This window comes from Chryseobacterium sp. PMSZPI, assembly GCF_002835665.1.
Classification (GTDB): Bacteria; Bacteroidota; Bacteroidia; order Flavobacteriales; family Weeksellaceae; genus Chryseobacterium.
Genome location: NZ_PIZV01000038.1, coordinates 18,889 through 31,951, shown reverse-complemented (window position 1 = coordinate 31,951; position 13,063 = coordinate 18,889). Strand labels below are relative to the sequence as shown.

Below are 13,063 nucleotides of genomic sequence, written 5' to 3'. Positions count from 1 at the left end.
AAGGATGAAAAACTATTTACCTGCTGTATTCTTATTTCTTATTTTTATTGCTATTTATTATACCGGGAGCTTTACAAGAATCCCTTTCGCAGATTGTGTAGGTTTTGTACATACGGTTGAGCTGGATAAATATGCAACGGTAGCCACGGCCATAACACATTTTCTATATGTCAATACAGCAATTCTTATTAAAGATATCACAGGACTTAATGGTATTGAAGCGAGCAGACTCTTAATTATTACGTCTGCTGCAGCCACTATTTCTGTCATTTATTTGACCATAAAAAGCATTACAAAAAAAGAATGGGTCTCCATAACAGCAGCCTTTGTTTTTGGTTTTAGTTTTTCTTTCTGGAGAAACGCAGAAATAGTAGAGGTGTATACTTATAACTCATTTTGGATAAGCCTGTTTTTCTTTTCTATGGTTAAAAGCTTTACAGAACATAAGAAAAAGTATATTATTTTAAGTGGATTATTTTTAGGAATAAGCCTTTGGCTTCATATTCAAAATATATTACTCATTCCTGCCCTGTTGATTTTTTTATATTATTTCAGATCACAAAAAAAATACGTCTACACATCATTAATTATTTTCCTGGTGCTTTTTGGATTATTAACTGTTGTAAATGTTACACAGGGATTGCCTTTCAATTCTCCATATACCTCTGAAGGAGCACAGTGGATACAGGATACTTTCAAGAAGACCCCTAAACAATATTTGATGGATTTTATACAATCCATTGGCTATTTAATTTACAACTTCAATATATTTATCTTTTTCGGAATCATTGGAATGATCCATTTATACCGTGCAGATAAGAAAATGTTTTTTGTATTCTTTACCGCGGCTGTATGTGTGTATGGATTTTCGACTTTCTATGCTGTTTCAGATAATTATGTATTTTTCATCCCCTTTAATATCATCTTTGCATTCTCTATAGGCTATGGGCTTGCATTGCCAAAATATGATTCTTTAAAAAAAATATCGTGGATTTGCCTTTTTATTCCTTTGGGATATTATGCTGCTTATAAAACAGCGTTTTTAACAGAAACTGGAAAAAATTTCCACGAAGCAAAAAAATATAAAGGCGGACTTGATTATTATTTGCTCCCATGGATGAATAATAATGTAGGTATTCTGGAATTTATTATCGAAAAAAGGAAATCTCCTGATCCAATGCATTGGATGATCGACGGAGCTAAAGATTATATAGAATTGTTGAAAAGCAAAGGTTACACAGAAGAGGAGATTAAAAAACTTTAACAATAATTATGAACCTTGCTTGTTTTATGAGGCATATTTTTTGATAACTTTGATTCACTTAATACTTAACAAACACAAAAAATGAGCTTAATCGACCTACTTACAGGGAATACAAGCAACCAGGTTGCTGAACAGGCTGAAAACAAATTTGGAATCAGCAGAAATCAGGTCATCGCCCTTTTGGCTGTTGCCACACCTCTTATTATTTCTTATCTGAGAAATAAATCAAAAGATGCAAAAGAAGCTGAAGCTTTAAATAACGCTTTAGATAAAGACCACAATGGAAGCATTTTAAATGATGCATCACAAATTGAAGCAAGACAATCTGAAGGAGGATCTATCCTTGATCACGTTTTTGGAAGTGAAAAAAGTACTGTAGAAAATCAGTTATCACAAAACACAGGAATTTCAATCGATAAGATCGGCCCCGTATTAGCCATGCTTGCTCCTGTCGTAATGGGTTACATTGGACAGCAAAAACAACAAAATAATGTAGGAGCAGGAGGTTTAGGAGATCTTTTAGGAGGAATCCTTGGAAATGCTTCTAACCAGGCTCAAGATCAACAATCCAATCCTCTTAATAACATTTTAGGAAGTGTTTTAGGTAACGGAGGTCAGACTCAGTCATCCGGAAACCCACTGAATGATATTTTAGGGAGTGTACTTGGTGGAGGAAACAACCAACAACAGGGAGGCGGCCTTGGAAGCATCCTTGGAAATCTTTTTGGAAAATAATTAGTTTAATTTGTTATAAAAAAGGCCGAAGAAAATTTCTTCGGCCTTTTTATTTCTGTTACTTTTTAGATTTTTCTTCAGAAACCACAAAGGATTTTGATGCCTTTTTAGGTCTCCTTTTTCCATAGCTTCCGTTGTTAATTTTACCTCTTCTTGATTTTTTGTCTCCTTTTCCCATAGTAATAAAATTTGTTGTTATAACGAATATAAAAAAAATGCATTTAAAAACCAATAAATGAAGCTGTTAAAGTTTTATAAATTAGGAATGGAAGCAGGAAGAGGGAGGCTGGAAGTTACTATCAGGCTACTATTTTTAATCCTCAACCAGCAGATCACCTTTCTTTTTTTTCATTTTGTTAACAAGGGCTAATTTAAATATTTTCAAACTGCTAGTACTTCCCTCTTCCAGCTTCCAACATCTAACCTTTTAAACTTTTATCGTCTTCCATTTTCCTTTTTTAAATAAGATAAAGGCAACAATAGTAATCAATGTTTCTGCGGCAGGAATTGAAATAAAAACACCTTTCGGTCCCATTTCCAAATGCTTTGAAAGAAAGTATGCCAGAGGAATCTGAAACAGCCAGAACCCGCAAAGATTCACCCATGTTGGTGTCCAGGTATCTCCTGCCCCATTGAAGGCATTAATCATTACCATTCCGATTCCATAAAAGATAAACCCTGTACTCATAATATAAAGTGCAGTTTTAGCAAAATCTTTAATTTCAATTTCATTGGTAAAAAAGCTCACCAGGAAATTCCCCAGAAAGATAAATAGTAAACTGACAGTCAACATGAATATCACATTATATTTGACTGTTTTCATTACAGACTGTTCTGCCCTCAACATTTCATTTGCGCCCATATTTTGTCCTACTAAAGTGGAAGCTGCATTACTCAATCCCCATGCAGGAAGCATAAAGAACATCATCAACCGCAATGCTGTCTGATACCCTGCCGAAGCATTTTCACCTCCTGTTGTTGCTACCAATTCGGCAAGAAAAATCCAGCTACATGAAGCAATGACAAACTGAAAAATTCCGGGAGTTGCAATTTTTATAATAGACTTAATTAATCCTGAATCCGGTTTAAAATAATTAAGTTTAATCCGAATCTGAGTATCTGCTATTAAAAGGTGATACAATTGATACAGCACCCCTATACTTCTTCCGATGGTAGTGGCTAATGCCGCACCTGTAAGACCCATTTCAGGAATAGGACCTAATCCTTTTATTAAAACCGGACAAAGAATAATGTTGGCAATATTGGCTATCCATAAACTTTTCATGGCTATTGTGGCATTTCCTGCTCCTCTGAATATTCCGTTAATTAAAAACAAGAGCATAATAATTGTGCTGCTTCCCATCATAATTCTTGTAAAATCTTTTCCATAAGCAGCCGCTTCCGGCTTTGATCCCATTAAAATTAAAATTTCTTCAGCATAGATCACCCCTAATAAACTCAAAACAAAAGTCACTGCAAATGATACAAGTAGAACTTGTGCTGCACTTCTGGATGCCTGTTCCGGATTTTTTTCTCCTATTCTTCTCGCTACTAAAGCTGTTGCAGCCATACTCATTCCAATAGCAATAGAATACATTATAGAAAGTACTGATTCTGTAAGACCCACAGTCTGAATCGCAAAACCACTTTCTTTCAAATGTCCCACAAAATAAAGATCCACCAATGCAAATACTGATTCCATAGCCATCTCCAACATCATTGGTATGGCTAAAAGAAGAACAGCACTCCGAATATTTACTTTCGTGAAATCGGTCTCTTCTCCGCTAAATGCTTTTTTCAAAAAGTCTACATATTTTGTCATTTCCTAATGAATAATTTAGATAATTTCAAAAATACAAATCCAATTATTAGCAAAACTTAGCATTTGGTAATAAAATTTAATTAGATTTGTATATTCTTAAAAATAGTTCTTATGAAAAAAATAATCTCTATCACTTTTCTATTTGGAATGTTATTATTGACCAATATGCTTTCTGCACAACAACTTTCTCAAGAGAAGATGAAAGCAATCAACTCTGATGATGTCTCTACATTTAAAAAGCAGTTTACTCCCGGAGATTACAACAAATGCTTCACCATCGGTAATGAATCCTATAGCCCTCTTGGATTTAGTGCCTTATACGGAAGTCACAATATCATCAAGTTTCTATTGGACAATAAAGCAGATATTAATAAAAAATGCAGCAATAAATCCCCTCTGCAATTATCACAATTAAGAAAAGGAGACGAAACCGCACAATTACTGATACAGCGCGGAGCAGTAAGAAATTAAAAATATACTAAAACATACAAGACTTCCGAAAGGAAGTTTTTTTGTTTATAAACCCTACAAAAATCTTATCTTTGCCAACGAAAAAAACAAGGTTCAAAGCAGAACCTTAAACATTGAACTTTAAACAAATAATTATGTTTCGATCACACACCAATGGAGAGCTATCTCTAAAGAATCTGAATGAAGAAGTTACACTATCAGGATGGGTACAGACTATCCGCGATAAAGGATTTATGATTTGGGTAGATCTTCGAGATCGTTACGGAATTACCCAATTGGTATTTGACCAGGAGCGTTCTTCTGCAGCATTGATGGAAGAAGCAAAAAAATTAGGTCGTGAGTTTGTTATTCAAGCGACAGGAAAGGTTATTGAAAGAGTAAGCAAAAACCCTAATATTCCAACAGGAGAAATTGAACTTTTAGTTGAAAAATTAACTATTCTCAATGATTCTCAACTTCCTCCTTTCACCATTGAAGATGAAACGGATGGTGGAGAAGAATTAAGAATGAAATACCGTTACCTGGATATCAGAAGAAATCCGGTAAAAGATAAATTGATATTCCGTCATAAAATGGCGCAGAAAGTAAGAAACTATTTATCTGATGAAGGTTTTATCGAAGTGGAAACCCCTGTATTGATTAAATCCACTCCGGAAGGTGCAAGAGACTTTGTTGTTCCAAGCAGAATGAATCCCGGACAGTTCTACGCATTACCACAATCTCCACAAACATTCAAACAGTTGTTGATGGTAGGTGGAATGGATAAATATTTCCAGATTGTAAAATGTTTCCGTGATGAAGACCTAAGAGCTGACAGGCAGCCGGAATTTACTCAGATCGACTGTGAAATGGCGTTTGTAGAGCAGGAAGATGTAATGAACGTTTTTGAAGGCATGACCAAAACTCTTATCAAAGATATTACAGGTCAGGAATTCGGGGCTTTCCCAAGAATGACTTTCGCCGATGCGATGAGAAAATACGGAAACGACAAACCGGATATTCGTTTCGGAATGGAGTTCGTAGAACTTAACGAGCTTGTAAAAGGAAAAGACTTTAAGATTTTTGATGATGCAGAATTGGTTGTCGGAATCAATGTAGAAGGATGCGCAGAATACACAAGAAAACAGATTGATGAGCTTGTTGATTGGGTAAAACGTCCACAGATTGGAGCTTCAGGAATGGTTTGGATAAAATTCCAGAATGACGGAGTGAAGACTTCATCTGTTAACAAATTCTACAACGAAGAAGATTTAGCAAAAATCATTGAAAAATTCGGAGCTAAAGAAGGAGACTTAATGTTGATTCTTTCAGGAAATGAAAACAAAGTAAGAGCTCAACTTTCTGCATTAAGAATGGAGCTTGGAAACCGTTTGGGACTAAGAAAAGGAAATGAATTTGCTCCACTTTGGGTAGTTGATTTCCCTCTATTGGAATGGGATGAAGACACTGAAAGATACCATGCAATGCACCACCCTTTCACTTCTCCAAAACCTGAAGATATTCACTTATTGGAAACTGATCCGGGTAAAGCAAGAGCTAACGCTTACGATATGGTTCTTAACGGAAACGAAATCGGAGGTGGATCGATCAGAATTTTTGACAAAGATCTTCAGTCGAAAATGTTTGACTTATTAGGATTCTCAAAAGAAGAAGCAGAAGCTCAGTTTGGGTTCTTAATGAACGCCTTCAAATACGGAGCACCGCCACACGGAGGTTTGGCATTCGGTTTTGACCGTCTGGTAGCAATCCTTGATGGGAATGAAGTAATCAGAGATTATATTGCCTTCCCTAAGAACAATTCAGGACGTGACGTCATGATTGACGCTCCGGCTTCAATTGCTGATGCACAACTTGATGAATTAGAATTAAAACTAGATTTAAAAGCATAAATTGAAAGCGGGGTATTTGCCCCGCTTTTTTTATCTTAATTAATAACTATTGTCTATTTCATTTTTAAAATCTGCTCTCTTCCGGGACCCGTAGAAAGATAAGTTACAGGAATCTCCAAAGCTGCTTCTAAGAACGATAAAAATTCTTTTAGTTCTTCTGGTAATTCTGAGCCAGATTTCATGTTGACAAAATCGGCACTCCAACCATTCATCCACTTCAGTACCGGACGGATGTTTTCAGAAAGTGTTCCTGAAACAGTTTCAAGACTTCCATCTTCCAATTCATAATGCGTGCAAACAGCAACAGACTTTACTCCGTTTAAAACATCAGCTTTCGTCAATACCAATTGAGTCACTCCATTGATCATTACAGCATACTTTAACGCGGGGAGATCCAGCCAGCCTATTCTTCTTGGTCGGCCTGTATTGGAACCAAACTCATTTCCTTTCATTCTGAGATCATCCCCAAATTCATCTAACAGTTCAGTTGGAAAAGCACCGTTCCCTACTCTTGTACAATAGGCTTTGGCTATTCCGTAAATCTCTCCCATCTTTTTCGGAGAAATACCTAAGCCGCTACAAGCCCCCGCAGCAGTAGTTGATGAAGAAGTCACATACGGATAAGTTCCATGATCAATATCCAGCATGGTAGCCTGAGAACCTTCTGCTAATATCCTTTTTCCTTTTGATAAGGCATTATTAAGATAAATTTCAGTTTCAGTACAAGTAAATTTTTTCAGGAAATCTACTGCATCAAAAAATTCTTTACTGATTTCTTCTAAAGCAGGCAAAACAATCATTCCTCCGTCTTCCAGCATTTTATAATCTCTGTACAAGATATGTTGTGCTCTGCTTTGAAAATCCGGGGACCAGATATCTCCTACTCTCAGATTTTGTCTCAATATTTTATTTGAATAGGCTTGTGCAATACCGTTTTTTGTAGTTCCGATCGTAGTATACTCAGGGTTCTCTTCCATAAAAATATCCAACAGTTTGTGCGTAGGCATTACCAGATGTGCCTTTTTAGAAATAATGATATTTTTTTCAGGTTGAATGGTATGATCAAATAACTGAAGGTTTAGAATTTCTTTTTTAAAACTTACAGGATCCAGAACCGTTCCTGTTCCGATTACATTCTGTACCTCTTTCATAAAAATTCCCGAAGGAATCATTTTAAGCGTAATCCTCTTTCCGTTTCTTTCTATGCTATGACCGGCATTAGCCCCACCATTAAAACGGGCTGTAATGTCATAATTTTCACTGATAAGATCAATAAACTTCCCTTTACCTTCATCTCCCCACTGCAATCCTAATACAATATCCATATTTTAAAAATTTTTACAGGACAAAGCTATGGTAGTTTGAAAAATGGACCATTGTCATTTGACAAAAACAAACAGGGTGAATAATATGGATATTTATAAATATAAGCCCGCGGTTATTCTTTTGAATATGATTATTTTTAGAAGTTTTGGCTAAAGCTAATGGAAAATTTTTAAAACGACAGAACGAGCTAAAGCCCCTATTGAATATTTACAATTTGTTTGGCTAATTTATTTGGCTGAACATCATTACTCATTACTTATCATTCATTAATATTCCTCCTGATACGGCTTAACGATGAAGGGGTGACGCCAAGATAGGAAGCCAACATGGATTGTGGCACTCTGTTGGCAAGGCCCGGATAATGATTTAAAAAATGAATATAACGCGATTTGGCATCCTGATTCAGCATGATACTGGCAACTTTAAGCTTGTTTTCAGCGACAAAACCATGGATCCTGGCAAACAAAACAGGCCATACAACAATTTCTTCTTCAAGTTTTTTAAAATGGTTAAGATCAATAACCAACAATACTGCATCTGTAATAGCTTCAATGTCTTCATGGGCCGGCAACTGATCTGTAAAACCTTGAAAATCTCCTATAAATCTTCCTTCGTAAATAAAATATCGTGTAAAATCATCTCCCTGCTTATTGTAGTACAAAGACCGGAAGACTCCTTCTTTTACAAAAGCAATTCGCTGACTTACTTTTCCAGCTTCTACAAAAGCTTCACCTTTCCGTACGGCAATTTCCTGAATTCCTTCGGTAATTAAAAGTTCGTCCTGAGTATTGAGTACTCCGAATTTTTTGATGTAATTAAAAAGTTCTTCCATATTTATTTTATCCACAAATTGTGGAAAGATAAAGATATAAAAGTCACCTATAAAAACAATTGTCATTTGACAAAAGCCTTACAAAAGGTACCACACCGGGCTCCAACGGCATGTTAATTGCTTGATTTTTAAAAACGTAAGACAATGAAAGCAATATGGAATGGCGCCATTGGCTTCGGTTTAGTAAACATTCCCGTTAAAATTTATTCTGCTACGGAAACCAGTAAATTGGATCTTGATATGCTCGATAAATCTGATTTTTCCAACATCCGGTTCAAGCGGGTAAATGAAAATACGGGAAAAGAAGTAAAATGGGAAAATATCGTTAAAGGTTATCTCATGGACGATAAGTATATCGTTCTTGATGAAGAAGATTACGAAGCAGCAAGCCCGGAAAAAACCAAGATTCTTTCTATCGATCAATTCGTAAAAGAAGCAGAAGTAGACAGTGTTTATTTTGAAACACCCTACTATCTGGAACCTCAAAAAAATGGTGAAAGCGCTTACAGACTTTTATTAAAAGCACTTGAAGAAACAAAGATGGTAGGCATCGGAACCTTTGTCCTTAGAGAAAGTGAAGCCATCGGAATGATACGACCATACAACGATGACATACTGGTCCTGAATCGGCTGAGATTTGATCAGGAAATCAGAAACTATTCAGATCTTAAAATTCCTGCTCATAAAGCTCCTAAACCTGCAGAATTAAAAATGGCGGTAAACCTTATAGAGCAGCTGTCTCAGGATTTTGACCCCGCGATGTACAAAGATACCTATTCAGATGAACTTCTTAAGATCATCAAACAGAAAGCAAAAGGTAAAAATATTAAAATTCCAAAAGCTCAACCTGTAAAAGAAGGTAAAGTGATTGACCTGATGGCCCAACTAAAAGCCAGTTTAAATCATTCTAAATCTAAATCTGCATCCTAATGGCTCTTAAAGATTATCATAAAAAAAGGAAATTCGATGAAACCAGCGAACCTAAGGGAAAAACAAAAAAAAGTAAAAACCAACTTATTTTTGTAGTCCAAAGGCATGCTGCAACAAGGCTTCATTATGATTTCCGATTGGAAATGGAAGGTGTTCTGAAAAGTTGGGCAGTTCCAAAAGGACCATCACTGAATCCACAGGATAAACGGCTCGCCATGATGGTGGAAGATCACCCCTATGATTATAAAGATTTTGAAGGAAATATTCCTGAAGGAAATTATGGTGCCGGGCAAGTTGAAATATGGGATAGTGGGACTTACGAACCTTTAGAAGAAAATTCTAAACTTTCGGATGAAAAGGAATTACTCAAAGAATTACATACAGGTTCTTTAAAATTCATCTTACATGGCAAAAAACTGAAAGGTGAATTTGCTTTGGTCAAAATGAAGAATACCGAAGATAATGCCTGGCTTTTAATAAAACATAAAGATGATTTTGCAGAAAGCTCCTATGATGCAGAAGAAAACACTTCACCCAAATCCTTAGTTACTCAATTTTTAGAGGAAAAAAAAAGCCTGAAAAAAAGCGAAAAAAAGAAGTCATAACTTCAGAGAAAAGATTCAAAAGCTTTAATGCTTTAGCTCACGAAAAAAAATTAAAAACTTTTACAAAACCGTTGCTGGCAAAGCTTTCGGAAAATGCTTTCGATGATAAGGATTGGATTTTCGAAATAAAATGGGACGGTTATAGAGCGATTGCCGATCTTAGTCATGATGAACCGCTCTTCTATTCTCGAAACGGGATTTCTTTCTTATCAAAATTTGATAAAGTGGCTCAGGATCTTGAGCAACAGAAATATAAAATGATCCTTGACGGAGAAATTGTGGCTTATGATGATCAAGGCAGACCTAGTTTTCAACTTTTACAACAAATCGGGGATCATCCTAATTTAGCTCTTGTTTATCAGGTTTTTGACCTTCTTTGGCTCAATGGTCATTCTACGGAAGAACTACCACTGATTCAACGAAAAGAGCTTTTAAAAGAGGCTCTCATTGAAACCGATACAATTAAATATTGTGATCATATTTCAGAAAAAGGAAAAGCTTTTTTTGATCAAATGAAAAAGATGAAGCTAGAAGGAATGATTGCCAAACGCTCCGATAGCCCATATATTGAAAACTATAGAAGTAATGACTGGCTGAAAATAAAATTCTCCAATACAGAAGAAGCTATTATATGCGGCTTTACAGAACCCCGGGGATCAAGAGAAAGTTTTGGTGCATTGATCTTAGGAAAATATAGTAATAATGAATTGATCTATTGTGGACATACAGGAACAGGTTTCAACAATGTTTCTTTAAAAGAAGTCTACAAAAAACTTCAGAAGCTAATGATCAAAAATTCCCCATTTGAAAGTGCCCCTAAAACCAATATGCCGGTTACATGGATAAAGCCTGAATTGGTTTGTGAAATCAAATATTCTGAAATTACCAAGGACGGAATCTATCGTCATCCTGTTTTTATTGCCTTGCGAGAAGATAAGGAGCCTGAAGAAGTTCAAGATTCGTCGAATGAGAATCAGTCAATTAACAAAAAATCAAAAGCTATGAACAGCAAAGCATCTTCAAAAAAAACGGAAGTACCAGAAAAAGAGCTCACCTTAAACAAACATATTGTGAAGATTACCAATCAAGACAAAATTTATTTTCCAAAAGATGGTATTACCAAAGGAGACGTTATTGCATATTATCAATCTATATCGGAATTTATTGTACCTCATTTAAAAAATCGTCCGCTTTCTCTCAACCGCTTTCCCAACGGCATCGAGCAGCAAGGTTTTTATCAAAAAGACGCCGGTGATCATATTCCGGACTGGATAAAAACGACACAAGTTTATTCGGAATCTAATGACAAATACATTGATTATATATATTGTAACGACAAAGCGACATTGGCTTATTTAAATAATCTTGGATGTATAGACCTCAATCCGTGGAACAGTTCATTACCGGATCTGGAACACCCTGATTATCTTGTTTTGGACCTTGATCCCTCAAAAAAGAATACCTTTGATGATGTGATAGAAGCAGCTTTACAGGTTAATGAAGTCTTGCTTTCCATCAAAATAAAGGGATATTGTAAAACTTCCGGTAGCACGGGAATCCATATTTATATTCCCATGGATGGAAAATATGATTTTGACCAGGTAAAGGATTTCGCTCATTTACTCATGCAACAGGTTCATGAAAGAATCCCTAAGATTACAACGCTAGAAAGGAATTTACAGAAAAGAGAGAACAACAAAATTTATCTTGATTATCTCCAGAACAGGACAGGACAAACTTTAGCTAGTGTCTACAGCCTTAGACCGAAGCAAGGAGCTTCGGTTTCAACACCTTTAGATTGGGATGAACTAAAACCGGGAATATTACCTACTGATTTCAATATTGAAAATGCTTTGGAGAGAATAAAGAAAAAAGGAGATTTGTTTAAACCCGTTCTCGGAAAGGGAATTGACATGATAAAAACCTTAGAATTGCTGCAAAACATTGAATAATTGCATATTTTTTAAAAGTAATATTAATAAAAAAACTCCCGCATAAAAGCAGGAGTCTATATAATTTTTAAGTTGATTATTTATTATAAACATGCACATCTCTTTGCGGAAAAGGAATTCCTATACCTGCTTTATCAAGAGCTTCTTTACACCCGATAATCAGTTCTTCATTCATAGCCCAGAAATTATCCGTAGAAGTACTCACTCTTACCGATAAATTTACAGCACTATCACCAAGCTCAGTCACCATTACTTGTGGAGCAGGTATTGCAAGAGCATATTGATTATTTTTAATAACGTTCATCAAAATCTCTTTTGTCTGCCTAAGGTCAGCATCATAAGCGACTCCAATATCTAAAGAAGTTCTTCTCGTTCCCAACTGTGTAAAATTGGTAATACTATTATTAGAAACAACTCCATTAGGGATAACAATTAATTGATTTTGTGGGGTGATCAGCTTTGTATGAAAAATATCAATAGTTTGCACTGTTCCTGACACTCCGGAGTTGGTAGAAATAAAATCTCCTATTTTAAAAGGTTTTAATAATAAAATAAGGATTCCTCCTGCAAAATTAGTAAGTGATCCCTGTAATGCTAAACCAACAGCTAAACCGGCAGCACCAATCATCGCAACAAATGCAGAGGTTTGTACTCCTAACTGGGTTACTACCACAATGAAAAGTAGTATATTAAGTCCCCAGTTGATAATATTTAACAGGAAATGTTGTAATGAAGCTTCCATATTACGCTTTTTAAAGCCTTTTTCAGCAAGCTTTTTTATCATTCTTATCAGCCATGATCCTATCAGATAGATTAATAATGCAGAAACTACTGCAGTAATAATTCTAGGTGCCCATGAAATAGCTGAAGAAATTAAAGTATCCCAATGCTGTTGAATCTTATTCAATTCTAAATCGTCCATTTTTCTACTACTTATTTTTATGTGTTTATATCAGGTATTGATTAATTTCTATACATTAATAACCAAAAATAAAATTGAGTAAATATAATCCAGCATCAACCCTAATCCTGAGGATTAAAGTAAATGTATTTTATAATTTGGGTAATAGATGGATAAAAGAACAGATTGTTCTGTTTACTCAATGATCATTTTAAAATTGGATCTTACTAAGAAGAAATAATTTTTTGTGTCCATCCTATACTAACAAAAAAAGTACCGAACTCAAATTATTACAAAAAATAACTCCTATAAAATTGTGAATAAACAAGCATAACA

General features: G+C 35.3%; 12 protein-coding genes. 7 read left to right on the top strand and 5 right to left on the bottom strand.

All coding sequences use genetic code 11. From position 1 onward, the window contains the following. Positions 1-4 precede the first annotated feature (4 nt). Together CW752_RS08240 and CW752_RS08235 are read left to right on the top strand one after the other, a co-directional pair. Positions 5-1,264, top strand: coding sequence for a protein O-mannosyl-transferase family (locus tag CW752_RS08240; RefSeq protein WP_101239263.1), 1,260 nt, complete (start codon positions 5-7; stop codon positions 1,262-1,264). 81 nt (positions 1,265-1,345) lie between these two features. Continuing rightward, positions 1,346-1,999 carry a DUF937 domain-containing protein gene (locus CW752_RS08235; protein ID WP_101239262.1) on the top strand — a complete coding sequence of 218 codons (654 nt, stop codon included), beginning with the start codon at positions 1,346-1,348 and terminating at the stop codon, positions 1,997-1,999. 58 nt (positions 2,000-2,057) lie between these two features. Here CW752_RS08235 and CW752_RS08230 read toward each other — a convergent pair whose 3' ends face one another. Both CW752_RS08230 and CW752_RS08225 read right to left on the bottom strand, forming a co-directional pair. Beyond that, positions 2,058-2,177: a 30S ribosomal protein THX gene (locus CW752_RS08230; protein ID WP_101239261.1), complete on the bottom strand. Its 120-nt coding sequence runs from the start codon at positions 2,175-2,177 to the stop codon at positions 2,058-2,060. 249 nt (positions 2,178-2,426) lie between these two features. Next, positions 2,427-3,821, bottom strand: coding sequence for an MATE family efflux transporter (locus tag CW752_RS08225; RefSeq protein WP_101239260.1), 1,395 nt, complete (start codon positions 3,819-3,821; stop codon positions 2,427-2,429). Between the two features lie 111 nt (positions 3,822-3,932). Between CW752_RS08225 and CW752_RS08220 the strand changes: the two genes are divergently transcribed. Both CW752_RS08220 and aspS read left to right on the top strand, forming a co-directional pair. Further along, on the top strand, positions 3,933-4,292 hold the full coding sequence (locus tag CW752_RS08220) for an ankyrin repeat domain-containing protein (protein ID WP_101239259.1): 360 nt from the start codon (positions 3,933-3,935) through the stop codon (positions 4,290-4,292). A gap of 134 nt (positions 4,293-4,426) precedes the next feature. After that, complete coding sequence (gene aspS, locus CW752_RS08215) at positions 4,427-6,181, top strand: aspartate--tRNA ligase (protein ID WP_101239258.1); 1,755 nt, start codon at positions 4,427-4,429, stop codon at positions 6,179-6,181. A 53-nt stretch (positions 6,182-6,234) separates the two neighbouring features. Here aspS and CW752_RS08210 read toward each other — a convergent pair whose 3' ends face one another. Next, positions 6,235-7,506, bottom strand: coding sequence for an adenylosuccinate synthase (locus CW752_RS08210; RefSeq protein ID WP_101239257.1), 1,272 nt, complete (start codon positions 7,504-7,506; stop codon positions 6,235-6,237). A 260-nt stretch (positions 7,507-7,766) separates the two neighbouring features. After that, positions 7,767-8,339: a Crp/Fnr family transcriptional regulator gene (locus tag CW752_RS08205; RefSeq protein WP_101239292.1), complete on the bottom strand. Its 573-nt coding sequence runs from the start codon at positions 8,337-8,339 to the stop codon at positions 7,767-7,769. A gap of 144 nt (positions 8,340-8,483) precedes the next feature. On the opposite strand from CW752_RS08205, the gene CW752_RS08200 reads away from it, so the two are divergent. From CW752_RS08200 to ligD, 3 genes are all read left to right on the top strand, one after another. Next, positions 8,484-9,269, top strand: a complete 786-nt coding sequence (locus CW752_RS08200; RefSeq protein WP_101239256.1) for a Ku protein — start codon at positions 8,484-8,486, stop codon at positions 9,267-9,269. Next, positions 9,269-9,874 carry a DNA polymerase ligase N-terminal domain-containing protein gene (locus CW752_RS08195; protein WP_101239255.1) on the top strand — a complete coding sequence of 202 codons (606 nt, stop codon included), beginning with the start codon at positions 9,269-9,271 and terminating at the stop codon, positions 9,872-9,874. The genes CW752_RS08200 and CW752_RS08195 overlap by 1 nt, the downstream gene beginning before the upstream one ends. 71 nt (positions 9,875-9,945) lie before the next feature. Continuing rightward, on the top strand, positions 9,946-11,826 hold the full coding sequence (gene ligD / locus CW752_RS08190) for a DNA ligase D (protein ID WP_101239254.1): 1,881 nt from the start codon (positions 9,946-9,948) through the stop codon (positions 11,824-11,826). A 76-nt stretch (positions 11,827-11,902) separates the two neighbouring features. Here ligD and CW752_RS08185 read toward each other — a convergent pair whose 3' ends face one another. Next, positions 11,903-12,748 carry a mechanosensitive ion channel family protein gene (locus CW752_RS08185; RefSeq protein ID WP_101239253.1) on the bottom strand — a complete coding sequence of 282 codons (846 nt, stop codon included), beginning with the start codon at positions 12,746-12,748 and terminating at the stop codon, positions 11,903-11,905. Positions 12,749-13,063 lie beyond the last annotated feature (315 nt).